Source organism: Intrasporangium sp. (assembly GCF_040414665.1).
Taxonomy (GTDB): Bacteria; Actinomycetota; Actinomycetes; order Actinomycetales; family Dermatophilaceae; genus Intrasporangium.
The window spans coordinates 16924-42463 of sequence record NZ_JBEDUL010000134.1 but is presented as its reverse complement, the minus strand read 5'-3'; the positions used below and the strand labels follow the sequence as shown (position 1 = coordinate 42463).

Sequence of the window (25540 nt, the reverse complement as noted above, 5' to 3'; positions counted from 1 at the left end):
GGCCATGAGCGCACCGGATGTCGTCGTCCTCGGTGAGGTCCTCGTCGAGCTGTCGTCGCGGGAACCGCTCATCGATGGCGCCACCCTGCGCCTCGGATTCTCTGGTGACGCCTTGAACGCGGCGGCCGCCGCTGCTGCGGCAGGTGCCCATGCCGCGCTCGTCACGCGCGTGCCCGACGACGAGCTCGGCGACCAGCTGGTGCAGCGGGTGGCTGAGCTCGGCGTCGACACGTCGTCGATCATCCGCGCGTCCGGGCAGCACGGCGTGTACCTCAGCCACGCCGACCCGTTCGGCGCCCGGCAGTTCACCTATGTGCGCGAGGGCAGCGCCGCGTCCCGGCTTGCCATGACGGACCTTGACGAGCGCTGTCTGGAATCCGCCGGCGTCGTCCTTTCCAGCGGGGTCGCCTGCGCTGTGTCCGACACGATGTCGGCCGCGGTCGTCCGGGCGGCCGAGGTTGCCCGCAGGTTCGTCTATGACCCGAACTTCCGTCCGAGGCTGACGACCCCCTCCGCGGCCGCCGGCATGCTGCAGCGGCTCGCACCACTCGCCGACGTCGTCACGCCGTCGTGGCCCGACGAGGCCCGTCACCTGCTCGGGCTGGCGGCCGACGCCAGCCTCGATGAGGCCCTCTCCGCATTCGCCGCCCTTGGCCCGGGCGCCGTGGTTCTCACGTGTGGGCCGGATGGTGCAGTTGTGGCGGCCGACGGGTCCGTCACTGCAGTGCCCGGCGTTCCGGCCCCCGTCGTCGTGGACCAGACCGGAGCCGGCGACTGCCTTGCCGGCACCCTCGCCGCGCGGCTCGCCTTGGGCGACCCGCTGCTCGACGCCGTCGCTCTTGCCACTGCGGCCGCCGCGTTGTCCGTCGGTGGGCAGGGCGGCACCGGCCGAGTGCCCACCTTCACCGAAACACGATCAGCACTGGCCGCCGCGCGGCCGGTTGAGGAGCTGAGACCCCAATGAGTGACCACCTGCTACGGCTGACCGAAGGCGACGACGTCGCCATCGCCCGCGACGGCTTCGAGCCAGGTGCGACCGTTGGCGCCCCCGATGGCGACACCCTGACGGTCCCCGCCGGCATCCCCGGAGGCCACAAGGTGGCTCTTCACGACATCCCTGTGGGCACCTTCGTTCGCAAGTACGGCCACGTGATCGGGGTGGCAACTGCTGACATCCGAGCCGGTGACCACGTCCACGTCCACAACCTGTCGATGCCTGAGGGACCTTCGGCGCTCGCCTCTGGCGGCGTCTCGCCCCACGGCCTTCCCACCGTCCCAGAGCAGCTGCGCCGCACCTTCGCCGGGATCCGTCGCCCGTCCGGGGCCATCGCCACCCGCAACTACATCGGCGTCCTGACGACGGTCAACTGCTCCGCGACGGTCGCCCGCCAGGTCGTGCGCCGCACCGAGGACGAGGTGGCGGCGCTCCATGACCAGGGCGTCGACGGGGTCGTGGCCCTCACCCATGGGACCGGATGCGGCCTGGCCAGCCGGGGCGAGGGCTGGGACGTCCTCCAACGCACGCTGCGCGGCTACGCCCGTCACCCAAACATCGGCGCCCTGGTGGTCCTCGGCCTGGGCTGCGAGGTGAACGCCGTCAGCGCGCTCATGGCCGACCTGGGCCTCGAGGGCGAGGTCCCGGTCGAGTCGTTCACGATCCAGGACGCGGGCGGGACGGCCGCCGCGATCGCCCGGGGCGAGACGTTGGTCCGCGGGATGGCTCACGACCTGTGCGGCACCGGCCGCGAAGAGGTCGGCGTCGAGCACCTCGTCCTCGGCCTGCAGTGCGGCGGATCGGACGCGTTCTCCGGCCTCACGGCCAACCCTGCCCTCGGGGTGGCGAGCGATCTGCTCGTCGCGGCGGGCGGGACCAGCGTGCTGGGCGAGACCCCTGAGGTGTACGGCGCCGAGCAGATGCTGGCAGAGCGAGCAGTCCGGCCCGAGATCGGCCAGGCGCTGCTCGACCGCATCGACTGGTGGGAGCAGTACACCACGTCACAGGGCACCACGCTGGACGGCAACCCGTCACCCGGTAACAAGGAGGGCGGCATCACCACCATTCTCGAGAAGTCGCTCGGCGCTGTCGCCAAGGGCGGCCACAGCCCGCTGGCCGCAGTCTGCGGGTACGCCGAGCCGATCCCGCGCCCCGGATTCGTCTTCATGGACACCCCCGGCTACGACCCGGTGTCGGTCACGGGCATGGTTGCCGGCGGCGCGAACCTCATCTGTTTCACCACCGGCCGAGGCTCGGTGTTCGGCAGTCGTCCGGTGCCGACCGTCAAGCTCGCCACCAACTCCAGTCTGGCCATGCGGATGGCAGGCGACATCGACCTCGACTGCTCGGGTGTCGTCGAGGAGGGTGTCTCGCTCGAGGAGATGGGCGCGCGCGTGTACGACCTCCTGCTCGACACGGCGTCCGGGCGACGGACGTTCAGCGAGGAACTCGGTCTGGGCGGCGAGGAGTTCGTCCCGTGGCAGCTCGGTGCGGTGCTGTGAAGATCGTCGCCGCAGATGTGCTCGTCACGAGCCCGGGCCGCAACTTCGTCACCCTGAAGGTGACCACCGAGGACGGGCTGACCGGCCTCGGCGATGCGACTCTCAACGGGCGAGAGCTGTCCGTTGCGTCCTACCTCGGAGACCACGTCGTCCCGCTGCTCCTCGGGCGCGACGCGCGAAACATCGAGGACACGTGGCAGTTCCTCTACCGATCCGCCTATTGGCGGCGCGGCCCGGTCACCATGTCCGCCATCTCGGCCGTCGACACGGCTCTGTGGGACCTCAAGGCCAAGGCTGCCGGGATGCCGCTCTACCAGCTGCTCGGCGGCGCGTCGCGGAAGGGGATCCTGGCCTACGGGCACGCTTCCGGGCAGGACCAACACCAGCTGTTCGACTCGATCCGCCACCACCTTGACGTGGGGTTCCGGGCCATCCGGGTCCAGACGTCAGTGCCCAGCCTCAACGCCGTCTACGGCGTCCCTGCAGCGCCCGCCAGCCGGGAAGGTGACGGCCACTACGAACCGGCCCAGCGCGGCTCGCTCCCGGCCGAAGAGGACTGGGACACAAGGGCTTACCTTCGACACATCCCGGGCGTGTTCGAGGCGGTCCGCAATGAGTTCGGCCCGGAGCTACCGCTCCTGCACGACGGCCACCACCGGATGACGCCCATAGAGGCCGCCCGACTGGGCAAGGCGCTGGAACCGTACGACCTCTTCTGGCTGGAGGACTGCACCCCCGCGGAGAACCAGGAGGCCCTGCGGCTGGTGCGTCAGCACACCATCACACCCCTGGCAATCGGGGAGGTGTTCAACACCGTCTGGGACTACCAGACCCTGATCCGCGAGCAGCTCATCGACTACGTCCGCTCGTCGGTGACCCACGCTGGCGGGATCACCCCGATGCGCAAGCTGGTCGACTTCGCCGCCCAGTACCAGGTCAAGTCGGGAATGCACGGGGCAACCGACATCTCCCCGGTCGGGATGGCGGCGGCGCTCCACCTCGACCTGGCCATCCACAACTTCGGCATCCAGGAGTACATGCCGCACAACGAGCGCACCAACGAGGTCTTCCGACAGACGTTCACGTTCCGGGATGGCTATCTCCACCCCGGCGACGAGCCAGGGCTCGGGGTCGAGCTCGACGAGAAGGCTGCGGCTGGGTTCCCCTATCAGACCGCCTACCTGCCCTTCAGCCGTCTCAGGGACGGGACGATCCATGACTGGTGACGGCCACCCGCTCTACGAGGTCGGTCCCGTCGTGCCGGTCGTCGTCGTCGACGACGCAGCAGACGCCGTGCCGCTGGCCCGTGCCCTGGCCGCCGGCGGGGTCCGCGTCATGGAGGTGACCCTCCGGACCCCGGCAGCGCTCGAGGCGATCGAGCGGGTGGCAGCGGAGGTACCCGACGTCCTCGTCGGGGCAGGAAGCGTCACCACGCCCGAGCACGTCGACGAGGTCATCGAGGTCGGTGCGTCGTTCATCGTCCTGCCCGGCTCGCCCCCCGGGCTGCTCGACGCGGCACTGGCCTCAGGGGTGCCGCTCCTGCCGGGAGCGAGCACGGTGACCGAGATGATGGCGCTCGCCGAGCGAGGGCTCCTGTTCATGAAGTTCTTTCCTGCCGCCGCAAGCGGGGGTGCGCCGTACCTCGCGTCCATCGCGGGGCCGTTGCCCGAGCTCCGCTTCTGTCCCACAGGGGGCGTGTCCGCGGACAACGCTGCGCAGTACCTTGCCCTGCCCAATGTTCCCTGTGTCGGTGGGTCATGGGTGGCGCCGCCGTCGGCGATGGCGGCGGGGGACTGGGGGCGCATCACGGGCCTGGCCCGCGCGGTGGCCGGCTTTCAGGCCGCCGGGTTGGTCGGGTCGGGATAGCCGTCCGGCCAGGCGGTGACGCACACGCGGTTGCCGGCACGGTCGGACAGGGTCCAGTGCTGAGCGGACTGGTCGACGACGGTGCCTCCAGCAGCGAGTGCGGCCTCGACCCGCGCGGCCACCCGCTCGCGCGCGACGGACACGTCCACGTGCATCGCGTGCCGCAGGGACTTGGCCGGGTCGAGCTCCTGGAGCCAGACCGTCGAGCTGTGCCCAAGCGGGTCCGTCCCGGCGTCGTCGGCAAGGGGCCGGTAGCCGAGGACTGCCCGCCAGAACGGCACGTCGATCGCTTGGGGCTGGGCGGCGATCGCGAACTGGACCTCCTGCACCGCGGCGCGGTCAGCACGGGCACCTTGCCCGCGGGCGACGGCCGAGACCGCCCGAGCCAGGTCGACGTGCCCCGGCTCGAGTCCCCAGAGGTCGCGGGTGAGCCGCACGGAGACGTGCCGGTCGGTGACGGTCAGGACGGACTGGGCCTCGTCGAGGCCCGGCACCTCGGCGATGGCTGCCGCGAGCTGCGCTGCCTCGCGGATCGATGCCGTGCGGAACGCTGCCGTCGGGCCGCCATGGAGCACGACCCAGTCAGCGACGCCGTCCGCGGTGACGAACGCCTTCCAGCCCGCCTCGCTCATCGCATGCCTCCCAGCGCTGCACCGTTGCGATGACCACGATGCCGTATGCCGCTGAGCTCAGTCACGTGCCTCCGTGGACCAATCGCTCTGGCGGCTCGTCAAGACCCTTCCAGGCCGATGGTCATAGGGTCGATGGATGACCAGCTTGGGTCGCGCAGAAGCCGAAGGCGAGGATGAGTTTCCCGTCGTTCGGCAGGTCGTCCTCGACTGCCCTCAGCCCCGGGTGCTCGCAGAGTTCTACCGCCAGCTGCTCGGCTACGCCTATCGTCCAGGTGACGAACCGCCTGCGCCGGGGGAGCCGGATCCGCGTGGCGAGGACTGGCTCGTGCTCCGTCCCAGTCCAGGCGACGCGGCGAGCGGTCGTGGCATCGCCTTCCAGGCGACCGACGACTATGTCCGCCCCGAATGGCGGCCCGAGGACGGCCGGAGTGACGCAGACGATGCATCCCGGCAGCGGCAGATGCTCCACCTCGACCTGACGGTGCCGGACGCCGCAGCACTGGCACGACAGCGCGATCGCGCACTCTCACTCGGCGCGACGATCCTCTATGACCGGTCCTCGGACCAGAACGAGCCTCTCTACGTCTTCGCCGATCCGGAAGGGCACCCGTTCTGCATCTTCGTCTGATGCCCCGGCGACGGTCACGACGTCGGCGACTCAGCGAAGGCCAATGCGTTCCCATCCGGGTCCGGGACCATGACATGGCGGACCCCGTTGGAGTAGGTCTCGACTGGTTCGTGGTCGATGCCCCCCGCGGCGAGGCGCTCGAGGATCGCATCCAGTCCGGAGACGCCGAAGGTGACCCGGCCTGCACCCGCATGGGCGGGATCCGGCTCGATGAAGAGCGTGGCGTGCTCGTCGATGTCCCAGAGGATCTCGTCCCCCGCTCGCAGATCCGGCGGTCGCCCGAAGAAGCGGGTGTACCAGTCAATGGCGGCGTGGAGCTCTGAGACCGGGACGCCAGCGATGAGGTGAGTGATCGAGCCCTGCATGCTGCTCCTCGTCGCAGGTCGGCCCGGGCGCCCCGTGGGACGCCCGGGCCGACGAGGTGGGTTGTGATCAGCCGCCGTTGACCTCGACGGTCATCTTGCCGGTGCTGTTGCTCTGCACCACCTTGATGGTGACGCCGGCCCCGGCGACCTTGACGCTACCCATGGGGTTGGCGGCGTCGTAGTAGCGGTTGGGGTCGCTGTCGTTGAAGGTGGTGACGGGCGCCTGCGCCGGAACGTCCAGCGTCGTCATGTCGGCCCCAGTCTCCCGGTGCAGAGAGATCGGATCGGTCCGCTCGACGCCGAAGGTCGCGTCGAACGACTGGATCCGGTTGCGGGCCACGGTGTCGTCACTCCACCTCAGCGCACCGGGCCGGGCGTCGATCGGCAGGATGCGGCCGGTCCCCGGGTGTGTCCTGGTGTTGTTGTTCGACACCGCAGTGTTCCAGTAGCTGATGAGCAGCCCGTCCTGGTAGGGGAAGTGCTCCACCCAGTTGGGCCTCGTCTCGAGCCAGCCGAAGTTGTACGGGCCGACCCTGAGGGTCGAGTCGTACCCGGCGTACTGCCGGTTCTCCGCGATGTAGTAGCGGTCGCGGCCGTTGGCGTCCTTGGGAAGGGTGACGATGAGCGCCTGGCCCTTCTTGTTGGCGTGCATCGACGGGCCGAGCATGAGGGTCGCCGCTTGGTCGTGGGCCACCGTCGCATAGTCGAGCCAGCCGAGCTGCAGCTTCTCCCACGCGCCCATGTGGTTGGGCGTCGTGCCGATCGTGTCCTCACCGTGGCCCATCCAGGAACCGGAGCTCATGAGGGTCCAGAACCCGGTGCCGTTCTCGCCGCCGCTCGTGTCGTAGAGGTCCGGCAGCCCGAGGTCGTGGGCGAACTCGTGCGCGAACACGCCGAGCCCGCCGTTCTCCGGCTCGGTCGTGTAGTCCCGGATCCAGAAGTCGGTGTTGCCGACCTGGACGCCGCCGTTGCGGTTCCAGGTGGGCCCGCCGGCCGCGCGCTGGCCCACCGACCAGCGGTGCGACCAGATGGTCCACTCCGGAGCGCCGGCTTCCTCGCCCTCCCCGGCGTGGACTGCCTGGAAGTGGTCGATGTAGCCGTCGGGCTCGTTGAAGATGCCGTTCCGGTTGTAGTCGTAGCGGTCCCACTGGTCGAACGACTGGAGGTACTGGGTGATCTCAGCGTCGGACTTGCCGCTCGCCTTCTGCTGGGCATACCAGGCGTTGGCGCCGTCCTGGATGAAGCGGGTCATGTCGGCCTGGCTCTCCGTCTGGCCGTAGCTCGCCTCGTTGAACGGCACGGTGACCCAGTCGGACGTGTCGCCATTGACGGTGTAGCGCCCGCTCGACATCTCGCGGTAGAGGCTCGTCATGGACTCGCCGCCGCCGTAGAACATGTCCTGGAAGTGGTCGCGACTGAAGTCCTCGACCCAGTACGTCGTGTCGTCCACCGAGCGGTCCGGCTCCGGAATCGCGTTGTGCACCGGTCCGGCCGGGGCTGTCGGGAAGCGCGGGTCGATCTGGTCGCCGAACTCGATGAGGAAGGTCAGGATGTTGTCGGTGGACTGCAGGCCGTACTGGGCCCACTGGCCCGGGGAGACCTGGACGGCCTTGCCCTTGCCCTTGGTCACAGGGGTGGCTTCGCCGTTGATGACCTTGGCGACGGCCTGCTCCATCAGGGCGCGTCGGGCGTCGCTCTGGTCGTCTGGGCGGTCATCGACCCGTTGGACGACGGTGTCTTCCGCGTCCGCGTCCGGGACCGCGTTGGCGGCTACGGAAGGGACTAGCGCGGTGGCCGCAGCGACTGCTGCGCCCAACAGAATTCGGGATCTGGTGTGCCGCATCTCAACTCCTCCGTCCTGCTCCGTTGCAGGACCTGTAACGTCAGTGCGCGCCCGGTTTGGAACGGACGCGGCCGCCTTTTTGGGGCAGTTGACCGGAGACTAGGACAAACCGCTGCGCAGTGCCCGCTGAAATCGCGCGAGTCGCGACGCGAACCGGGCGGTCAGACAGCGACGAGGTCCTCGGACTCGCCACTCTCCACGGCGGCCGACGACTCGTGGTGGCCCATGAGCCCCACCAGGGTCAGGACCGCGGCGATGAGGGCGCAGAGCCCGGCGAGCAGGAAGGCCGTGTTGTAGGCGCTGCCCAGGGACTCGAAGGCGAGCTGGTGGAGCTGTTCCGGCATGGGCACTGGGGGCAGGTCGGGACCTGCCCCGGGGACGACGGGCATCGAGTTGATCGCCATCGCGCCGCCCTCGTGTGCGATGCCACCCGCAATGTCGGAGTAGGGCGACTCGAGGCCTGAGGCGCCGATGGCCGGGCCGACCTTCTCGAGCATCCACTCGTTTGCCTTGCTGAAGGCAACCGCGCCGATGAGGACCGGGCCGAGCGCGAACCCGAAGTCGCGCAGCAGGTTCGTCGTGGCGCTGGCCATGCCCGAGAGCCGCACGGGGACCGTGTTGATCGCGACCGCGGTGATGGAGCCGACGGTGAGTGCGAAGCCGCAGCCCAGGATGAGCATGGGAGCGATGAAGCGGGTCCAGCTCATGTCGTGGACGTCGAAGGTCGAGGGCCAGAACCCGCCCATGGCCATCAGCGCGAAGCCGCCGGTGAGGATCCACTGCGCCGGCACATTGCGGATCAGGTGCGACACCACCGGCACGAGCACGAAGGCGGGGCCCTGGATGAACAGGAACAGCACCCCGATCACGAGGGCGTTCTGGTGCTGGATGGCCCCCAGCCAGATGCTCATCGAGAAGCAGGTCGCGAGGAAGGCGAACATGCCGATGACGGTGGCGATCGCAACCACCGCGTAGGCGCGGTTGGCGAACAGGTGCAGGTGCAGCAGTGGGGACTCGGTGCGCAGCTCGATGATGACGAAGGCGGCGAGCAGCAGCACTCCCGCCACGACGGCGGCGAGCACGGTGGGCGAGCCGAAGCCCGATTCGGAGCCCTGGGTGGCGGCATAGAGCACGGCGATGAGTCCGAGCGCAAGGGTCGCCTGACCGGGGAGGTCGAGCTTGCGGCCCTCGGGGGCCGAGGAGTCGGTCGCCGTGGCGGTGATGAGGATCGAAGCGATGGCGGCCACGATCACGACGACGTAGGCGCCGCGCCAGTTGCCGCTCGCGGCAAAGGCACCGCCCATCAGGGGCGAGATTGCCGCACCGATGGACAGGAAGCCGGCCCACATGGCGATCGCCTTGGCGCGGGCGTCGTTGTTCGGGGCGAGCGCGGCGATCATGGCGAGCGAGATGGGATAGAGGATCGCAGCGCCGAGCCCGGCCACGACCTGGCCCAGCCACATGACCTGGACCGCGGGGGCCACTGCGCAGATCAGGGAGCCCACCACCGTCAGACCCGCACCTGCCTGCAGAAGTCGCTTGCGACCGAACAGGTCACCGATCACGCCGGTGGTCAGCTCGAAGACCACCATCGGAATGGCGAAGGCGGCGGTGATCCACGTCAGCTGCGAGCCGGTGGTCTGGAACTCCTGCTGGAACGTGCCATTGAGGGCGCCGGGAAGCGAGTACGCGACTTGCGCCAACAAGACGGCGAACGAGCCGGCCACGACCGTCGCGGTGTAGCCGCGCGGGGGCAGGGGGATCTGGTTCATCGTTGAACTCCTGTGGATTGCGGGGGCCGCACGGTGGTTCCGGGTCCCGGGACAGCGTGGAGAGCTGCGAGGCCGGTCACCTGGACATGCAAGGTGACAGGTGGCTTGACTGCCTGTCAAGAGTTTGGACGATATGCAAGATAGCCGGAATGGCGGGACGCGGCGCGAAGGGCGACGGCGCCGTAGGGTTGGCCCCGTGGTGAGCCTCCGCGAAGCACAGAAGCAGATGACCCGCCGCTTGCTGCTCGATGCTGGACTCGAGCTGTTCAGCAGCAGGGGCTATGCCGCCACGACCGTGGACGACATCGCCACGGCGGCCGGCACCACCAGGGCGACCTTCTATGCCTACTTCCCCTCGCGCAGCGACCTGATGAGAGCACTGATCGACGAGCGGCTGAACGAGCGTCTCCAGCGGATCCGGTCAGCTCACCACGGGTCCACCGCCGAGGACCTCGTGGCAGCCGTCCGGGACGGCCGTAGGGAAGCCATGCTCAGCTGGCTCACACAGACCGCCGATCGCTGGCCGTCGATCCACTCGATCATCCGGATCGGCCGGGATGCGGCCGCGGTCGACCCCGAGCTGCGTGACCTCGTCGAACGCTGGCTCGCCGAGGCGATCGGCGACATCGAGGAGGGGCTCGCGCAAGCCAACCGGTTCCAGCCGCACCAGCGCCGCTTCCGGGGCGTCCTCGCCATGTCGCAGCTCGACTACGTGGCGCAGCACTGGGGCGAGGCGGACTGGAAGCTCAACCGCGAGCAGATGCTCGAGGAGCTCACCGACAGCTGGTGCGCGCTGCTGGGTTCCTGAGGATCACGGCTCGATGACCTGCTGACCGATGGGCGGCTCGCTGGCCGGGTGCTCGACGAGGGCCAGGACGCGACTCGACATGAACCGTGCGGTGCGTACGGGGGTGCCACCGCGGGTGACCTCGGCAACTTCAACAATCCCACGGCTTGTCGTGATCTCGACGCGGCGCCCGTTGCGCGTCGCCTCGATCTCGTAGATTCGCACCTCGCCTCCGGCATCGATGACGACCTCAACCCGATCACCTCGCACGCGTTCACGCTAACCGACGTGAGTCGCCCACGCAGTCTCGAGGGCGGCGGCGATGCGGGCGAAGTTCACGCGCTCCTGCTCCAACCGGAGCGAGGTCCCGAGGTCGTTGTCGCGCAGCACTCGGTAGGCCGCTGCCTCATCGGGCGTCAGCCGCTCGAGGACCGCACGTGACGGGGTCGGGTCAGTCGTCCACTGGCTCTCATGGGCTCGGAGGGTGTCGAGGTCCATGAGCACGCTGCGCACGTCCGGCAGCTGGCCACGCAGCCGGTCGAGGATGACGAAGCCGTCGGTGTCGAGGTCGCCCCAGTAGACGACGTCGCGGTCCAGCAGCCAGGGGATGCGTCCGAGCCGCAAGACGTCGAATCCGGCCCCGAAGAACGCCACGGCCCCGGGCACGAAGGGCAGGGCGAGGAAGGTCACTTCGTTCTCGACGATGATGACGCGTCGAACCGGCAGCGCGATGCGCGCCAGCTCGTCCACCCGGACCACCGCATCGGTGATCGCGCCAAAGAGGGGAGTCCTGTCGAGGGACCGGACCCGCGTCATCGCAGGCTTGTCGCTGAAGCCGTAACGTCGCGCGAAGTCCCTTCCGGGCGAGCGTGATTCGTCAGCAGCCCCCGGGAGGACGACGTCGAGCAGCTCGGCGAGGAGAGTCCGGTTGCCCTCGATGAACTTCGTGTCCACCCCGGGGACGTCGATCTGGCGGAGGTAGGCCGCTGTCCCTACGCTCGAGCCCAGCCACAGGACCGTCGCCGTGACCTTTGGCCACGCCGCCTGATGCCTGAGCGCCCGCAGGGGATGCGCGGCCACCCAGGCTGCTATCGCCGGATGGGCAGACTCCGAGGCGGCGTGCAGTCCAGCGAGGGCCGACACCTCGTTCGCCACGCCCAGCAGCCGCCACACCTGCTCGGGCCGGTCGAACCACGCGGCCGCGGGCACGGCGTTCGCGCCGACGAGTCGTCCCCCGACACGCCGCTCCTCGAGCCGGAACACGGGGGAGCGCCCACGGCCGGCGGCTTGGTGGAGCTGCACCGCCCACTCCTGGACGGCACCGAAGTCGCTGGCGAGCTCGCGGGCAGTCGGTATCGCTAGAGGCACACGGATCGCCTCCCAGGACCCGTTCCCAACGACCGTCGCAAGCAGCTCGCCGCGGTCCCACCGCCGTTGGAGGGCCGCCCGGACGTCGTCGACCGTCGACCATCGTCGGCTCGCCGCTGTCGGCGGGACAGGACGGCGGGCGCCGCTCATGACTGGCGCCCACCGGCCCGAGTCAGCGCCGCGCCGGCGCGCTCCTGCTGGTACTCCTCGATCGTCAGGTTGTGCAGCCGCGACGAGCGGCCGCCGGGGTTGTCGACGAACCCGACGCGCCGAACGAAGGGCTCGATGGTGTGCACCTTCTGGAGTGGCGTCACAACGAGCAGCTGCAGGCCGAGCCGGGCGAAGAGCCGGAGGGCGAAGCGAGTCGACTCGTCGGAACCGCGGCCGAAGGCCTCGTCGATGACCGCGAACCGGAACGTCCGGCCGGAGCCACCTGGCGCATCGAGCCGGAACTGGTAGGCAAGCGACGCGGCGAGGATCGTGTAGGCGAGCTTTTCCTTCTGGCCACCGGACTTGCCGTCGGAGTCGGCATAGGTCTCGTGCTCCTGGTCGGTCTCGCGCCACCGCTCAGATGCGTTGAAGACGAACCAGTTGCGCACGTCGGTCACGCGAGCGGTCCACTGCCGGTCGTGCTCGGCGAAGCCCTCGCGTCCCGTGAAGCGGGCGACCAGCTCGCGCACCTGCTCGAACTTCTCCTCCGAGTACAGGTCGTCTGCGACGCCGCCCAACAGGGCTCCCTCGGTGCAGGCCCGGAGCTGCGCCCGGAACTCCCGGACCTCGGTGAGCGGGGTGGGCACGGCGTCGAGCCGGATGAACCGGTCGGTGTTGTAGTCGATGTCGCGCAGTGACGCGTTGATGACCCTGATGCGCTCGGTGATCTCCTTCGACTGCTGGGTCAGCCGAGTCTGGAAGCCGGCGATCTCGCGGATCGTGTTCTGGTTGAGGTACCGCTTGAAGTCCGCCTCGAAGCGCGGCAGGTCGTCCCGGGCAACGCGATCGCGGAACTCCCGGAACTCTGAGGCGGCCTCGATGCTGGCGTCCAGGTCGGTCGTCTCCGCGGGGTAGTCCCGCCGGAAGGCGTCCATGGCGCGCTCCGTCCGCGACGTGCCGCTGCTCAGCCGACGCGCCAACGTCGCGGACTGGTCGACGAGCTCGGTTCGTAGCTCCTCAACGACACCGGCGATGTCGTCGACCCGCCCGACACCACGGCCACGCAGGACGGCCGCGGCGCTTTCCATGGCAGGGGCATCGGCGTCGGACAGCGACTCGAGAGTCGCGGTGTTCCGCGCCAGTTGTGCGTCCAGGTCCCGGAGCCGTCCCTCGAGTCCGCCGATGGCGCGATCGTGCTCAGTTCGGCGCTGCTCGGCTCTGGTGAGCTCGGCCTCGACGTCCTCCATCCGTGCCTCGATCGCGGCGAGCTCGCGAGACGCCTCGATGAGCAGTCCGAGCTCGCGCTCGACCTCTTGGAGCGCCCGAGCGCTGGCCCACCAGTCGACCTCACGAACGTCGTCGACGACCAATGCCCTGGTCAGCGCCTCACGCCGCGACTGAAGCTCGCGCTGCCCTGTCTCGGCGGCGCGGATGGCGTCGTCGACCCGGTTGAGCTCCTCCTGCACGCGGGCTCCGCGCTCGAGGAGGGCGTCCTGCTTCGTCTTGTTGTCCCAACCGAGGACGTACGTCGACCGGTCGCCGACCTGACGACGGTCGTCCTTCTCGTGACGGCTGCCGGACTTGACCTGGCCACGAACCGTGACGGCGCGGCTCACCCGCCGGAAGTCCTCCATGGTCTCGACGCACTCGTGCGCGGCCCGCGCGGCGAGCTCCGCCCCGAGCCAAGCGGCATACGGCCCTTGGCGCAGCTCGAGCTTTGCGGCCAGTGTGCCGCTCACGGGTGTCGCGGGCACGTGGCGCTCGTCGACGCGGACCCGGTGGTAGACGAGGCGGGTGCCCAGGTGGTGGCTGTCGACCCAAGCCGCGACCCGGGCGTAGTCGTCGTCACCGACGATGACGGACAGCGCGAAGCCGCGCAGCACGCGCTCGGCCGCCCCACGCCATCGATCCTCCCCGGCGTGAACCTGGATCAGCTCGCCGACGAACGGCAACCGATCCTCCGCGACGCCCGTCTCGCCGCACAGCCGTTCACGCAGGGCGAGCAGCTCGCGCGGAATGCTCGAACGACGCTGGGAGAGGCTGATCAGCTCGGCGCGGATCTCGTCGGACTCTTCGCGGAGGCGATGCTTGGCGACCGCCTTCTCCGTCAGCTCGCCCGCCACTCGGTGCAGCCCGTCCTCGACCGCCGACTGCGCCTCGAGAGCCTCGGCGCGCACCCGCCCGAACTGGTCCGGGTCGGCCAGCCGCACCAGTCCCGCCGCGGCCAGGTCGTCCCCCCACGCGCGGTGCCGCTTGGCGCGGACCTCCTTGTCGGCCGTATGCCGCTGACGGGCCTCCTCGAGGGCGCCGACCCTTCCGCCGGCGTGGCCTGCTCGGGCGTCGCGCAGCCCTTGCTGCTCTGCGCGCATTGTGTCTACGTCGTGCTGGGCAGTCGCGTGCGCGTGACGCTCGGCCGCGAGCCCCTCGTCCGTGCTTGCCACGTCCTCGGCGAGCAGCTCGAGCGTGACGGTGGCGGCGGCATACCGGAGCGCTTGTTGGGCGGCGGTCGCCTCGGTGAGGTCTGCCCGCAGCCGGTCGACCTCGTCGCAGCCGGCGACAATGGGGTCGAGCATGCCGAGCTGGGTGCGCGCCTTGATGACGGCGTCATGGGCGGCGGTGAGGTCCTCGAAGTGGGCGATGAGCTTGCGGACGTCGGCCGCGGCGTCGAAGGGCTCGAGCATGTGGGCACGGACGAAGTCGGTGAGGTTGCCGACGGACTTCATCGAGACGGTCTGGTGGAACAGCTCCATCGCTTGGCTCGACGGGATGCCCAGGGCCCGGCGGAAGGCGCGCTCGTAGTCGGGGAAGCTGTTGTGCGGTGTGATGCCAGCCCCTCTGAGCCGCTTCTTCAGGGCGGTCACGTCGGTGCCGAAGTCGCTGAGGTCCCTGACGATGCCGAGCTCGCGGTCGGAGACGACGTAGAACCGGTTGGGCTGCCCGGCGTGGTCGTCGGGCAGCCAGAAGACCTGGGCCAGAGTGACGGCCGAGCCGAGCCGCTCGTTGCGGAAGACTGCGAGAATGGCCGAGTGCGACGTGTGGTCGCGGAGACCGACGGGCCGTGACACGCCGGTCGTCTCACTGCGCTCGGACTTCCAGTAGCCGAGGACGTAGGAGCGGAGGCTGCGCTCGCGCGTCTCCGCACCGGCCGCCTTGTTGTAGGAGATCCGGTTGGCGGGCAGGAGCAAGGTGGTGATGGCGTCGACGAGGGTGGACTTGCCCGACCCGATGTCGCCGGTGAGCAGGGACGTGTGCCCGTCGAGGTCGAATCGCCACACGGCCCGGTCGAAGGTGCCCCAGCCGAGGACCTCGACGTGGTCGAGGCGGTAGCCAGCCGGCCCGAGCTGGTCGTCGAGTGGCAGCTCATCCATGTGCAGGCTCCTCGTCGTCGACGGTGGTCGCCCCTCGTTCGACCGTGGCGAGGTACTCGCGAAGTCGCTCGTCGAACTCGCTGAGCCACTGCGCGTCGACGTAGGCCTTGAGGATCCGGCGGACCTCATAGGTGCGCTCCTGCCCGGTGACCTTACGGAGGAACCCGAGTGCCTCGACCTTGGTCAGGAGCGCGTCGACCTCGCTGGTGAGCCGGACCTCGTTGGTGCTCTGCGGCACATGGACCCGCAGCAGCTCGGCAATGTGGTCACGAGTGAGGATGAGCCGGGGGTCGCTGCTGCTCGCGTCGAACTCGGCGAGGCGCTTGCGCAGCAGGGCGAGCAACAGGCTGACCCGGAAGGACAGCCGGTGGCGCGGGACGAGCCGGGGAATGTCGACGTCGTCGTAGTCCACCTGCCGCAGATGGGCGTAGCCCTCGGCGTCGTCGATGACGAGCGCGAGCCCCATGATGGCCATGTGGTCCTTGACTCGTGCCTGGTGCCGGCGCAGGAGCGACCAGAGGGCTGGGTTGTCGGCCTGGTAGACGACGCCGCGCAGGAGCGGGATGATGACTCGCGACAGATCGAGCGCGTCGTCGGGGAGCCCCGCAGCGGGGGCGGCGAGAGTGGTCATGGCAGGTCCTTCGCGGGCGACTGGTCGTGTCGGACGTAGAGGAGCGTCGGGACGTCAGCCTCGCGTCTGGTCTCGTCATCAGCCAGCCACTCGACGCGCTGGCGCGCCTCGTCGTCGATGACGAGGTCGATGCCGTCCTCGGTGAGGGCGAAGTAGGCCATGAGCTCGGCCAGGCCCTGCTCGGGAGGGTGCTCGTCGACGAGGTCTCCGAGGCTGACCTGGGCGCGATGCCGCAGTGCCGCGCGGATCTGGCTGACGATGCGCTGGTGGTCGACATGGTCGACGGTGAACAGGGCAGCGGTCTCGGCTGAGTCGGCCGCCTCGCTCACCGTGCTGTCGATCCGTGGAGGCGCCGGCGGCACGTAGAGCGGGCGCTCGAACGGCAGGGCGACCTCGGGGCGGGTGGCATCGAGCTCCATGACGAGGTCGGGCCGGGCATCGCGCAAGGCAACGGAGGCGCTCTCGATCCCCCGGAGCAGCTCGATGACGCGCCGGTTCTCGAGCCAGACCGTGTCGTCGAGGAAGCGGCGGAGCTGGTCGGACAGGGTGCGCACGGTCGCCTGGGTGCGGTCGGCGGCGGTGAGCCAGTCGCGGTCGATGCGGCGCACGCGCTCGTCGGCGACGATCGACTCGAGCCGGTGCACCTCGTCGAGCAGGTGTCCCAGCTCCTCCTGCCGCTCGGCGGACAGGAGGAAGTCGTAGAACGCCTGGAAGCTGCGGCCCTGGTCGGACTCGGAGATCGCGTTGCGGTCGCCGAGGAGCTGGTCGAGCAGCTCGCCCTTGGACCTGTCCCAGCCGGCGATGGTCTCGCGCATCTGCCGGTCGAGCGCCCGGAACTTGACCTCGACCTCACGGAAGTCCGCGAGCAGCTCCCGTGCCGTGCTAGCGAACTGCTGGTAGCGGTCGCGCTGTGCCGTCGGGTCGAGGACGTCGATCTCACCTGCCTCCGCCCGGGCGATCTGCTCGTCGAGGCGGGACCGCTCAGCGCGAAGGTGCTCGAGCCGGCGCTCCGGGTCGGTGTCACTGCCCTGGACGATCTGCTGCAGCAGGCCGACGAGCGTGTGCAGCCGCGACTCGGTGCCGACGAAGGCCCGCTCCTGCAGCGTCCCGACCCAGGCCACGGCCTTCTCCAGCGACGGTGTCGCATCGACGTGGGGCTCGTCGCTGCCCTCGAGGTAGTACAGGCGCAACCAGCCGGACTCGGGACTTGCCCAGTCGGTGACGTACGCGGCGGCCGACTTCGGGTAGGCGTCCTCGCCGAGCTGCTCCCGTAGTGCGTAGAGCTCGTCATCGAGGCGACTGACCAGCTCGCGCTGGGTCAGCACCCGGACGTTGTCCTCGACGAAGGTCCGGCCGAGGAAGCCGATGACGAGCGCCGCATTGACAGCGCGTAGCAGCCGCCACGCCGGATGTCGGTCGCGCAGCAGGCTCAGCTCGTCATGGGACAGCACCAAACCCCCTTCCGGTCCGAGAGCATAGGTGAGCCCGCCGACAGCGGGCGGGCGTCTCGCGTCTACGCGTCGGTGATGGGGTGGCCCGTGGTCTGGGCCCAGATGCCGCTCATCTCCTCGAGTGCCTGCAGCGTGATCTGGCGCATCGCCTCTCGCGCCAGAACCTCATCGCGGCGGTGGATGGCCTGGGCGACGTCCGCGTGCAGGGTCAAGGCCTCGTCGTCCGGGTGGCCGGGCATCAGACCGTACTCATGTCGCCCGCTGAGGACCTCGCCGACCAGCTCGCTCAGCTTGAGGAACATCTCGTTGCCCGAGCCGGCCAGGACCAGATGGTGGAACTCGACGTCCAGGGCGAGGAACGTCTCGAGGTCGCCCTCCTTGCCGGCCGTCCACATCTTCGCCGCCAGGCCGACGAGAGCGCTGCCCTCGGAGAGGTTCGCTCGCTTCGCCGCGAGCCGGGCCGCCTCCGGCTCGATGGCGACACGCAGCTCGGTCAGCGACCGCAGTTGGGCGCCACGGGCGTCCGAGGCAAGACGCCAGCGAATCACCTGCGGGTCGAAGACGTTCCACGCCGTGGTGGGCCGGATCACCGTGCCCACCCGGCGCCGGGACTCGACCAGGCCCATCGAGGACAGGACCCGCAGGCACTCACGGATGACCGGCCGAGACACCGAGTACGTGGCCATGAGGTCATCGATGTAGAGCAGGGTGCCGACCTCGAGCCTGCCGCCAGCGATAGCGGTGCCAAGGGCGTCCACCACGTGCGCATGGAGGCCGGTCCCAAGGGGACGGACAGCGCTGTTGGGGGGCCGCTCGGCCTCGCTGCTCATGGATAGAGCATACTCAAGGGCGGCTCATCCCTGTTCAAACCCTAGTTAATGCCCTAATGTCCCCACATTAGGCGGACTTATTTTCGCCACAGATCGACAGAAATCGGAGACCGCAGTGTTGCGTCACTCAGTAATAGGTACATCTCTGGCCGTGGTGGCAGCCCTCGGCCTCGCCGCGTGTTCTGGTGGCGGCGACGGGGATGGCAGCGCGGCGTCACAGACCGTGCGTGTCACGCTCGCGAACCACGTGTGGACCGACAACATCAAGAAGGCCATTCCCGAGTTCGAGAAGCAGAGCGGCCTCAAGGTCGAGGTCACCCAGCTGGGCGAGGACCAGCTGTCCGACCAGTACAACGTCAAGCTCAACGCCGGCACCAACGAGATCGACGTCATGATGTACCGCCCACTCCAGGAGGGCAGGCTCTTCGCCAAGAACGGCTACCTCGCCGACCTCACGGAGAAGACCAAGGCCAACACGGACTGGAACTGGTCCGACTTCCAGGCAGGCCCGGTGGCCGCGACGACGGATGACGACAAGGTCGTCGGCGTCCCGATCATCACGGAGCAGGAGGTCCTCTACTACCGCAAGGACCTGCTGGAGAAGGCCGGCATCGCAGCGCCGCCCAAGACGCTCGACGAGCTCCAGGCAGCCGCCAAGAAGATCAAGGAAGAGAACCCGGGCATGGCCGGATTCGTCGCGCGGACCGGGAAGTCCACTGCGGTCACCCAGTTCTCGAGCTTCCTCTACGCCTTCGGTGGCAGCTGGGTCGACGACTCCGGGAAGGCGTCGGTCAACACGCCCGAGGCGAAAGAGGCGTATGCCTACTACGGCGGCCTGATCAAGGACTACGGGCCCGCGAACGTCAGCACTGACATGAGCTGGCCCGAGGCGATGGCCATCTTCACCCAAGGCCAGTCCGCCTTCTACACCGAAGCGAGCTCGCTGTACAAGAACGCCACCGACCCGGCCAAGTCCAAGGTGGCCGACACGGTGGGCTTCGCTCCCTTCCCCGCGGGGCCCGCGGGCTCGAAGCCGTACAGCATCCCCTCGTGGGCGCTCGGCGTCAACGAAGCCTCGGACAACCAGGACAATGCGTGGAAGTTCATCGAGTGGGCGACCAGCCAGTCCCAGACCCTGGCCAACCAGCAGGCCGGCGTGCCCGGGCCGCGCACGTCAGTATGGGCCAACCCCGAGGCTGTCTCCAGCTACCCGAAGGACCTCGTCGCGGCCATGGAGGAGGGTGGCAAGGACGCCGTCCCCTACGACCGTCCGGTCGTCGTGAAGGTGGCCCAGGCGCGTGAGATCGTCGGTCAGCCGATCGTCGACGCGATCACCGGGCAGGACTCAGCTGCCTCCGCAGACGCGGCGAACACCGCCTTCCAGAAGTTCCTGGACGAGGAGAAGTAGGCCGCACCTTCCTCGGGTGGCCGGGCCCCAGACGGCGTCGACCGTTGACGCCACTGGCCCGGCCACTCGCACGGAACCACTGCACAGGAGCTGTCATCATGACCGCACAGATGCTGTCCTCGGGCACCACCGGCTGGGTCCGTTGGGCGAACACCCACCGCAAGTGGCTGTTCGCGAGCCCCGCGATGATCTTCGTCGCCGTCCTCATCATCTTCCCGCTCGGCTGGACCGTCTATCTCAGCCTCACGGACGCTGAGGGCTCCGTCAGAGCGGCGAAGGAGTTCGTCGGCTTCGCCAACTTCGCCGAGGTGCTGACCGACACCGACCGGTTCTGGCCGGCCGTCTGGCGCACCATCACGTTCACCGGTGTCGTTCTCTTCTTCGAGGTCGTGCTGGGCATGGCGATCGCGCTGCTCCTGTGGCGACCGTTCCGAGGCGAGAAGTGGGTTCGCGTCGCCATCCTCATGCCGCTCGTCGCCACGCCGGTGGCGGTCGGCATGATGTGGCGCCTCATCTTCGATCCGAACATCGGCCTCGCCAACACGATCCTCGGGTGGTTCGGGATCCCGCCGCAGCCGTGGCTCGCCGGTGAGTCGACCGCCCTGCCGACGACGATGTTCATCGACATCTGGCAGTGGACTCCGATGGTCGTGCTCATCCTGCTCGCCGGCCTCACGTCATTGTCCGACGAGCCCCAGGAGGCGGGCCTCATCGACGGCGCGAGCGCATGGCAACGGTTCCGCTTCATCACCCTCCCGCTGCTCAAGCCCACGCTCATCGTCGCGATCTTGCTCCGCGGGATCGATGCACTGAAGACGTTCGACATCCTCTATGCCACCAAGGGCAAGGGCGGCGGCTCGTTCCACGAGGTCGAGACCCTCAACGTCTACGCCTACGGCTTGAGCTTCGACTACAACGAGTACGGCATCTCCTCCACCGTGCTCATCATCTTCTTCCTCATCATCGTCGGCTCCATGTGGGCGCTCACCTCGCGGCGAAAGGAGGTGAGCTGATGCGCCTCTCCACCCCCTTCAGGGTCTTCCGTCTCGTCGCACTCGTGCTCGTCCTCGTGGGCCTGCTCGCTCCGCTGCTCTGGATGGTGGCAGCCTCGTTCAAGACGAACGTGGACATCTACGACCCGGGCAAGGCGGTCGTGTTCAGCCCGACGACGGCGAACTACACGACGGTTCTCAAGCAGGCCAACTACGTGCAGTTCATCGTCAACAGCCTCTGGGTCGCCCTCGCGTCGACGGCCCTGTCCCTGGTCCTCGGAGTGCCGGCCGCCTACTCGATGGCCCGGTTCACCATGAAGCGGTCGGCGCTCGTCGTCCTCATGGCGCGTGTCATCCCCGGCGTCTCCCTGCTGGTGCCGTGGTACTACGTCTTCTCGAACCTGCGCATGGTCGGCGGCTACTCGGTGCTCATCCTCAGCCACATGTTCGTCGCACTCCCACTCATCGTCTACATCATGATGGGGTACTTCGAGGGACTCCCGGACGAGTTGGAGGAGGCCGGCCTCGTCGACGGCCTGACCCCGATCGGAGCCTTCCGGAGGATCACGCTGCCCCTGTCCCTACCGGGCATAGCGACCGCAGGCATCCTTTCCTTCATCTTCTCGTGGAACAACTTCATGTTCGCGCTCGTGCTCTCCGGGGCCCAGACCAAGACCCTCCCCGTGGCGATCTTCGACTTCGTCGGCTACGCGAGCATCGACTGGGGCGGGCTGATGGCCGCGTCGACTGTTGTCACAGTCCCGATCATGGTCATCGCGCTCTTCGCGCAGAAGTACGTCGTCTCCGGCCTCACAGCCGGCGCAACCAAGGGCTGATTGCAGATGACCACCATCACGAGGGTCGAGACCTTCCTCGTCGCACCGCGCTGGCTCTTCGTACGGATCGAGACCGAGAGCGGGATAGTCGGCTGGGGCGAGGGGACCTGCGAAGGGCGCTCCGAGACGGTCCGCACTGCCATCGAACAGCTGTCCGAGATCGTTGTCGGGCAGGACGCGCTCCGCATTGAGGACCACTGGCAGGTGATGACGAAGGGCTCGTTCTATCGAGGCGGACCGATCCTCGCCAGCGCCGTCTCCGGCATTGACCAAGCGCTCTGGGACATCGCCGGCAAGCACTTCGGCGCGCCCGTGCACCAACTGCTCGGTGGACCCGTCCGTGACCGGATCAGGATGTACGGCTGGGTCGGCGGTGACGAGCCGGCAGAGGTGGCCGACCACATCCGCGAGCAGGTCGAGGCAGGCCTGACGGCAGTGAAGATGAACGCCAGCGGCCGGATGAGCCCCCTCGGCTCGGTCGCCGAGATCGACGGAGTCGTGCGCCGCGTCGAAGCCGCCCGCGAGGTCCTCGGTGCGGACCGGGACGTGGCCGTCGACTTCCACGGCCGGTTCAGTCTGGCGACCGCCAAACGCGTCGCTCCGCTCCTCGAGCCGTACCGGCCGTTCTTCCTCGAGGAGCCCGTCGTCCCAGAGAACTCGCATCTCATCGGCGACTTCGTCCGGTCCACGTCCACGCCGGTGTCGACCGGCGAGCGGCTCTTCAGCCGCCAGGAGTTCCTGCCGGTCCTCCAGGCCGGCATCGCCGTGGCCCAACCGGATCTGTCCCACGCCGGCGGGATCACCGAGACGCGCAAGATCGCGTCGCTCGCCGAGACCTTCGACGCGCTCCTCGCTCCCCATTGTCCGCTCGGTCCCATCGCGCTCGCGGCCTGCCTCCAGGTCGGGTTCGCGACGCCGAACCACCTCATCCAGGAGCAGAGCATCGGCATCCACTACAACCAGGGGGCCGAGGTGCTCGACTACGTTCTCGACGCGGCGCCTCTCGAGTTCGTCGATGGCCACATCGAGAGGTTCACCGGTCCCGGGCTTGGCATCCAGGTCGACGAGGCCGCGGTCCGGGCGGCCGATCGGAAGGGCCACGCCTGGCGGGGACCCGTCTGGCGCCACCCCGACGGCTCGTTCGCGGAGTGGTGAGCGGCATGACCGATGACGCCTTCCTCGCCGACCTCACGCAGGCTCGCGTGATCGCTATCGTGCGCGGCGCGGACGCCGCAGCCGCCGAGGCCGCGGGCGCCGTGCTGCTCGAGGCGGGGTTCCGGTTCGTCGAGATCGCGTTGACCACACCCGATGCCCTCGGCGTCATCGAGCGGTTGCGCCCTCAGGCCCAACCGGGCGTCCGGCTCGGTGCGGGGACGGTGGTGACGCGGCCTGACGTCGCGGACGTCGTCGCAGCCGGTGGCCAGTTCATCGTCACGCCCGCGGTCACGGACTCCGTGGAAGCGGCGGCATCGCGCTCACTGCCCTCCGTGGTCGGAGCACTGTCTCCGACGGAAATCCTGTCGGCCCGCGCGCGGGGTGCCACCGTGGTCAAGCTCTTTCCGGCCTCGGTCGGCGGTCCGCGGTACGTGCGCGCGATCCGTGACCCGTTCCCCGACATTCCCCTGCTCGCCGTCGGCGGCGTCGACCTGGTCGCGGCCAAGGAGTACCTCCGCGCGGGGGCCGTCGGGGTCGGAGTCGGTGGCCCCCTCGTCGGTGACGCCGCTTCCGGTGGGGACCTCAAGGCCCTTCGGGGGCGGGCCCACGCCTTCGTCGCGCTCAGCGACCCGGGCGGGGCCTGATGGCGAGGGAGCGCCTCGACGTGCTGACGTTCGGTGAGGCGCTGGTCTCCTTCCGCTCTGCCGGTCCGGCCGCGCTCGGATCGCCGATGGTGCCAGGTCTGGCCGGGGCGGAATCCAACGTGGCCATCGCGCTCGCCAGACTCGGCCACCGGGCAGCCTGGGTGGGCCGGCTGGGTGCCGATCTTTTCGGCGACCTCGCCCTTCGCGAGCTGCGTGCGGAGGATGTCGACGTCCGGCATGTCGTCAGGGAGACTGGGACCCCCCGCGGCGCCCCGACCGGCCTGATGTTCCTCGAGCACCGGACGGCCGACGTCTCCCGGGTGGAGTACCGCCGGGCAGGGTCGGCCGGATCCCGCTTGGAGGTCGCCGATCTCCTTCCGGCGCTGGCCGAGCCGCCGCGGCTGCTGCACTGGACGGGGATCACGCCGGCTCTGTCCCCGGCCGCCCGAGATGCCTGTGAGGCGGCGATCCGGTCCGCCGCCGAGGCAGGCTCGCACATCTCCCTCGACGTCAACTACCGATCCAACCTGTGGAGCCGCGACGCGGCGAGCACCGTGTTGCGTGACCTCGTGGTGCACGCTGACCTCGTCGTCGCATCAGAGGATGAGCTGGATCTCCTCGCGGACGGTGATGAAGCGGCCGCGGTCCGGGCCCTGCTCGACCTGGGGGTCGACCGTGTTGCCGTGAAGCGCGGTGCAGCCGGAGCCTCTCTCTGGACCGCAGCGGAGCGGATCGACTGCCCCGCCCTGCAGGTCACCGCCATCGACACCGTCGGCGCCGGGGACGCGTTCTGCGCCGGGTTCCTCTCAGGCTGGCTCGATGGGCTGGACGATGCCGAGTGCCTGGCCCGTGCCGTCCTGGTCGGCGGCTACTCAGTGAGCACGGTGGGGGACTGGGAGGGGTTGCCGCGACGGGCCGAGCTCGGCCTGCTCGGTACCGTGAGGCCAGGCGACACGCTCCGATAATCGCCGATGGGGCACACGGGAAGGTCAACGCCGTCCGCCGACAATCGAGCCCCGGCGCAGTTGTCCCGCGATCTCAGTCCGAACCACGTCGACGATCGCGCCGGGGCTCAGTAGTCGGAGGGGGGACGAACGCCTCTGGTTGTGAGTCGCAGACCGGCGTTGGGTGGGGGCCCAGAGCAACAGCGAGCGACGAGGCGTGAGCGACATGAACGGCGCAGCACCAGCACGACCACCGGACTCCCACACGAGGCCTTGGCTCGGTCTCCGGCGAAGGCCGGGCCGGCTCGCCCTGCTGGTCTTCCGGCTGCCGCTGCCGCTGTACCGCTTCGGCTTCGGCTGGGTCCTGGGACACACGTTCCTCCAGCTGACCCACGTCGGGCGCAGGACCGGGAACCCCCACGAGGCCGTCGCCATGGTGTTGGCGTATGACAGGAGCAGCCGTGAGGCGGTGATCTGTGCCGTGTGGGGTCCGCGGACCGACTGGGTCAGGAACCTCGTCGCCCGCAAGGCCCTGCGCGTCCAGATCGGGAGGGAGGCGTTCGTTCCACAGCACCGGTTCCTCAGCGAGGACGAGGCGATCGCCGTGGGCGAGGCCTTCCGCCGACGGCACCCGTGGCGGCTGCGGCTCATCGGACGGGTGCTCGGGCTCGACGACCTCCGCTCGGGCGCCGCCATCCGGGAGTTCGTGCGCACCAGGCCGTTCGTGGCGCTGCGCCCGGATCGGACGACCGACCCCCACCCAGGGCCGGTCTAGAGCTCCCGGACCACCCGGGCCGGCGACCCCACCGCGAGCACGCGGGAGGGCAGGTCGCGGGTCACGACCGACCCGGCTCCGACCACCGTGTCCGCACCGATGCTGACACCGGGGCACACGATGACGCCGCCGCCGAGCCAGACGTTGTCACCGATGACGATCGGCTCCGCGGCCTCCCACTTGTCCCTGCGCGAACCGGGCTCGAGGGGGTGGGTCGCGGTCAGCAGCTGCACGTTCGGGCCGATCTGCACGTCGTCCCCGATGGTCACCGTCGCCACGTCGAGCAGGACCAGCCCCCAGTTGACGAAGGTCCGGGCCCCGATCGACGTCTGGTAGCCGTAGTCGCACTGCAGGGGAGGGCGGATCTCGCTGCCCTCGCCGAACCCGCCGAGCAGCTCCGTCACGAGGGCCCGCTGCCGCTCGTGGTCGGTCGGGTCGGACGTGTTGATGAGATGCGCCAGCCGTTGCGCCCGCTCGGAGTCGCGGGCCAAAGCCGGGTCGTCCGCGATGTACGGCTCGCCGGCCAGCATCCGCTCGTACATGCTCTTCTCGGCACTCACTCGACGACCCTAGCCAGGACGTCGCTCGGGATCGGGACG

The 25540-nt window shown here is 69.2% G+C and carries 24 protein-coding genes; 13 read left to right on the top strand and 11 right to left on the bottom strand.

The window, feature by feature from the left end; translation table 11 throughout:
• Positions 1-4 precede the first annotated feature (4 nt).
• The 4 genes from ABF401_RS13945 to eda are packed head-to-tail and all read left to right on the top strand — an operon-like array spanning position 5 to position 4362.
• The gene (locus tag ABF401_RS13945) at positions 5-964 is read left to right on the top strand and encodes a PfkB family carbohydrate kinase (protein WP_353510171.1); all 960 of its coding nucleotides are present in this window, start codon (positions 5-7) and stop codon (positions 962-964) included.
• Positions 961-2496 carry a UxaA family hydrolase gene (locus ABF401_RS13940; protein WP_353510170.1) on the top strand — a complete coding sequence of 512 codons (1536 nt, stop codon included), beginning with the start codon at positions 961-963 and terminating at the stop codon, positions 2494-2496. The genes ABF401_RS13945 and ABF401_RS13940 overlap by 4 nt, the downstream gene beginning before the upstream one ends.
• The gene (gene manD / locus ABF401_RS13935) at positions 2493-3722 is read left to right on the top strand and encodes a D-mannonate dehydratase ManD (RefSeq protein ID WP_353510169.1); all 1230 of its coding nucleotides are present in this window, start codon (positions 2493-2495) and stop codon (positions 3720-3722) included. The genes ABF401_RS13940 and manD overlap by 4 nt, the downstream gene beginning before the upstream one ends.
• A complete protein-coding gene (gene eda / locus ABF401_RS13930) occupies positions 3712-4362 on the top strand; it encodes a bifunctional 4-hydroxy-2-oxoglutarate aldolase/2-dehydro-3-deoxy-phosphogluconate aldolase (RefSeq protein WP_353510168.1) in 651 nt (216 codons plus the stop codon). The genes manD and eda overlap by 11 nt, the downstream gene beginning before the upstream one ends.
• On the opposite strand, the gene ABF401_RS13925 is transcribed toward eda, so the two are convergent.
• On the bottom strand, positions 4332-4994 hold the full coding sequence (locus ABF401_RS13925; RefSeq protein WP_353510167.1) for a VOC family protein: 663 nt from the start codon (positions 4992-4994) through the stop codon (positions 4332-4334). The two genes, eda and ABF401_RS13925, sit on opposite strands and share 31 nt — an antisense overlap.
• Positions 4995-5130: 136 nt before the next feature.
• Here ABF401_RS13925 and ABF401_RS13920 point away from each other — a divergent pair, with 136 nt between their 5' ends.
• Positions 5131-5622, top strand: a complete 492-nt coding sequence (locus ABF401_RS13920; RefSeq protein ID WP_353510166.1) for a VOC family protein — start codon at positions 5131-5133, stop codon at positions 5620-5622.
• Positions 5623-5636: 14 nt separating this feature from the next.
• On the opposite strand, the gene ABF401_RS13915 is transcribed toward ABF401_RS13920, so the two are convergent.
• From ABF401_RS13915 to ABF401_RS13905, 3 genes are all read right to left on the bottom strand, one after another.
• Positions 5637-5987, bottom strand: coding sequence for a VOC family protein (locus ABF401_RS13915; RefSeq protein ID WP_353510165.1), 351 nt, complete (start codon positions 5985-5987; stop codon positions 5637-5639).
• 67 nt (positions 5988-6054) lie between these two features.
• On the bottom strand, positions 6055-7830 hold the full coding sequence (locus ABF401_RS13910) for an immune inhibitor A domain-containing protein (RefSeq protein ID WP_353510164.1): 1776 nt from the start codon (positions 7828-7830) through the stop codon (positions 6055-6057).
• A gap of 161 nt (positions 7831-7991) precedes the next feature.
• Positions 7992-9602, bottom strand: a complete 1611-nt coding sequence (locus tag ABF401_RS13905; RefSeq protein WP_353510163.1) for an MFS transporter — start codon at positions 9600-9602, stop codon at positions 7992-7994.
• Positions 9603-9798: 196 nt separating this feature from the next.
• Here ABF401_RS13905 and ABF401_RS13900 point away from each other — a divergent pair, with 196 nt between their 5' ends.
• Positions 9799-10410 carry a TetR/AcrR family transcriptional regulator gene (locus ABF401_RS13900; protein WP_353510162.1) on the top strand — a complete coding sequence of 204 codons (612 nt, stop codon included), beginning with the start codon at positions 9799-9801 and terminating at the stop codon, positions 10408-10410.
• A gap of 3 nt (positions 10411-10413) precedes the next feature.
• Here ABF401_RS13900 and ABF401_RS13895 read toward each other — a convergent pair whose 3' ends face one another.
• The 6 genes from ABF401_RS13895 to ABF401_RS13870 form a co-directional block, all read right to left on the bottom strand.
• On the bottom strand, positions 10414-10659 hold the full coding sequence (locus ABF401_RS13895) for a DUF8836 family protein (RefSeq protein WP_353510161.1): 246 nt from the start codon (positions 10657-10659) through the stop codon (positions 10414-10416).
• A gap of 9 nt (positions 10660-10668) precedes the next feature.
• On the bottom strand, positions 10669-11907 hold the full coding sequence (locus tag ABF401_RS13890) for a Wadjet anti-phage system protein JetD domain-containing protein (protein ID WP_353510160.1): 1239 nt from the start codon (positions 11905-11907) through the stop codon (positions 10669-10671).
• Positions 11904-15275 (bottom strand): ATP-binding protein, encoded by a 3372-nt coding sequence (locus ABF401_RS13885; protein WP_353510159.1) that lies wholly within the window; start codon positions 15273-15275, stop codon positions 11904-11906. Before ABF401_RS13885 ends, ABF401_RS13890 begins: the two co-directional genes overlap by 4 nt.
• Positions 15268-15906 carry a DUF4194 domain-containing protein gene (locus tag ABF401_RS13880; protein ID WP_353510158.1) on the bottom strand — a complete coding sequence of 213 codons (639 nt, stop codon included), beginning with the start codon at positions 15904-15906 and terminating at the stop codon, positions 15268-15270. The genes ABF401_RS13885 and ABF401_RS13880 overlap by 8 nt, the downstream gene beginning before the upstream one ends.
• On the bottom strand, positions 15903-17357 hold the full coding sequence (locus tag ABF401_RS13875) for a DUF3375 domain-containing protein (protein ID WP_353510156.1): 1455 nt from the start codon (positions 17355-17357) through the stop codon (positions 15903-15905). The genes ABF401_RS13880 and ABF401_RS13875 overlap by 4 nt, the downstream gene beginning before the upstream one ends.
• Positions 17358-17419: 62 nt before the next feature.
• Positions 17420-18187: a FadR/GntR family transcriptional regulator gene (locus tag ABF401_RS13870; RefSeq protein WP_353510155.1), complete on the bottom strand. Its 768-nt coding sequence runs from the start codon at positions 18185-18187 to the stop codon at positions 17420-17422.
• A 151-nt stretch (positions 18188-18338) separates the two neighbouring features.
• Between ABF401_RS13870 and ABF401_RS13865 the strand changes: the two genes are divergently transcribed.
• From ABF401_RS13865 to ABF401_RS13835, 7 genes are all read left to right on the top strand, one after another.
• Positions 18339-19595, top strand: a complete 1257-nt coding sequence (locus ABF401_RS13865) for an ABC transporter substrate-binding protein (RefSeq protein WP_353510154.1) — start codon at positions 18339-18341, stop codon at positions 19593-19595.
• A 98-nt stretch (positions 19596-19693) separates the two neighbouring features.
• On the top strand, positions 19694-20608 hold the full coding sequence (locus tag ABF401_RS13860) for a carbohydrate ABC transporter permease (RefSeq protein WP_353510153.1): 915 nt from the start codon (positions 19694-19696) through the stop codon (positions 20606-20608).
• Positions 20608-21423: a carbohydrate ABC transporter permease gene (locus tag ABF401_RS13855; protein ID WP_353510152.1), complete on the top strand. Its 816-nt coding sequence runs from the start codon at positions 20608-20610 to the stop codon at positions 21421-21423. Before ABF401_RS13860 ends, ABF401_RS13855 begins: the two co-directional genes overlap by 1 nt.
• 6 nt (positions 21424-21429) lie before the next feature.
• Positions 21430-22578, top strand: coding sequence for a galactonate dehydratase (gene dgoD / locus ABF401_RS13850; protein WP_353510151.1), 1149 nt, complete (start codon positions 21430-21432; stop codon positions 22576-22578).
• 5 nt (positions 22579-22583) lie between these two features.
• The gene (locus ABF401_RS13845; RefSeq protein WP_353510150.1) at positions 22584-23222 is read left to right on the top strand and encodes a bifunctional 4-hydroxy-2-oxoglutarate aldolase/2-dehydro-3-deoxy-phosphogluconate aldolase; all 639 of its coding nucleotides are present in this window, start codon (positions 22584-22586) and stop codon (positions 23220-23222) included.
• Positions 23222-24187 carry a sugar kinase gene (locus ABF401_RS13840; protein ID WP_353510149.1) on the top strand — a complete coding sequence of 322 codons (966 nt, stop codon included), beginning with the start codon at positions 23222-23224 and terminating at the stop codon, positions 24185-24187. The genes ABF401_RS13845 and ABF401_RS13840 overlap by 1 nt, the downstream gene beginning before the upstream one ends.
• A 205-nt stretch (positions 24188-24392) precedes the next feature.
• Positions 24393-24941, top strand: a complete 549-nt coding sequence (locus ABF401_RS13835; RefSeq protein ID WP_353510200.1) for a nitroreductase family deazaflavin-dependent oxidoreductase — start codon at positions 24393-24395, stop codon at positions 24939-24941.
• Here ABF401_RS13835 and ABF401_RS13830 read toward each other — a convergent pair.
• Positions 24938-25501 carry a sugar O-acetyltransferase gene (locus tag ABF401_RS13830; protein ID WP_353510148.1) on the bottom strand — a complete coding sequence of 188 codons (564 nt, stop codon included), beginning with the start codon at positions 25499-25501 and terminating at the stop codon, positions 24938-24940. The genes ABF401_RS13835 and ABF401_RS13830 overlap by 4 nt on opposite strands.
• Between the last annotated feature and the right edge of the window lie 39 nt (positions 25502-25540).

Bases quoted from the DNA above. Each gene is read 5' to 3' on its own strand.
- ABF401_RS13945 (WP_353510171.1), top strand. From the start codon at position 5: ATGAGCGCACCGGATGTCGTCGTCCTCGGTGAGGTCCTCGTCGAGCTG.
- ABF401_RS13940 (WP_353510170.1), top strand. From the start codon at position 961: ATGAGTGACCACCTGCTACGGCTGACCGAAGGCGACGACGTCGCCATC.
- eda (WP_353510168.1), top strand. From the start codon at position 3,712: ATGACTGGTGACGGCCACCCGCTCTACGAGGTCGGTCCCGTCGTGCCG.
- ABF401_RS13925 (WP_353510167.1), bottom strand. From the start codon at position 4,994: ATGAGCGAGGCGGGCTGGAAGGCGTTCGTCACCGCGGACGGCGTCGCT.
- ABF401_RS13920 (WP_353510166.1), top strand. From the start codon at position 5,131: ATGACCAGCTTGGGTCGCGCAGAAGCCGAAGGCGAGGATGAGTTTCCC.
- ABF401_RS13915 (WP_353510165.1), bottom strand. From the start codon at position 5,987: ATGCAGGGCTCGATCACTCACCTCATCGCTGGCGTCCCGGTCTCAGAG.
- ABF401_RS13910 (WP_353510164.1), bottom strand. From the start codon at position 7,830: ATGCGGCACACCAGATCCCGAATTCTGTTGGGCGCAGCAGTCGCTGCG.
- ABF401_RS13905 (WP_353510163.1), bottom strand. From the start codon at position 9,602: ATGAACCAGATCCCCCTGCCCCCGCGCGGCTACACCGCGACGGTCGTG.
- ABF401_RS13890 (WP_353510160.1), bottom strand. From the start codon at position 11,907: ATGAGCGGCGCCCGCCGTCCTGTCCCGCCGACAGCGGCGAGCCGACGA.
- ABF401_RS13885 (WP_353510159.1), bottom strand. From the start codon at position 15,275: ATGGATGAGCTGCCACTCGACGACCAGCTCGGGCCGGCTGGCTACCGC.
- ABF401_RS13880 (WP_353510158.1), bottom strand. From the start codon at position 15,906: ATGACCACTCTCGCCGCCCCCGCTGCGGGGCTCCCCGACGACGCGCTC.
- ABF401_RS13870 (WP_353510155.1), bottom strand. From the start codon at position 18,187: ATGAGCAGCGAGGCCGAGCGGCCCCCCAACAGCGCTGTCCGTCCCCTT.
- ABF401_RS13860 (WP_353510153.1), top strand. From the start codon at position 19,694: ATGACCGCACAGATGCTGTCCTCGGGCACCACCGGCTGGGTCCGTTGG.
- ABF401_RS13855 (WP_353510152.1), top strand. From the start codon at position 20,608: ATGCGCCTCTCCACCCCCTTCAGGGTCTTCCGTCTCGTCGCACTCGTG.
- dgoD (WP_353510151.1), top strand. From the start codon at position 21,430: ATGACCACCATCACGAGGGTCGAGACCTTCCTCGTCGCACCGCGCTGG.
- ABF401_RS13845 (WP_353510150.1), top strand. From the start codon at position 22,584: ATGACCGATGACGCCTTCCTCGCCGACCTCACGCAGGCTCGCGTGATC.
- ABF401_RS13840 (WP_353510149.1), top strand. From the start codon at position 23,222: ATGGCGAGGGAGCGCCTCGACGTGCTGACGTTCGGTGAGGCGCTGGTC.
- ABF401_RS13835 (WP_353510200.1), top strand. From the start codon at position 24,393: ATGAACGGCGCAGCACCAGCACGACCACCGGACTCCCACACGAGGCCT.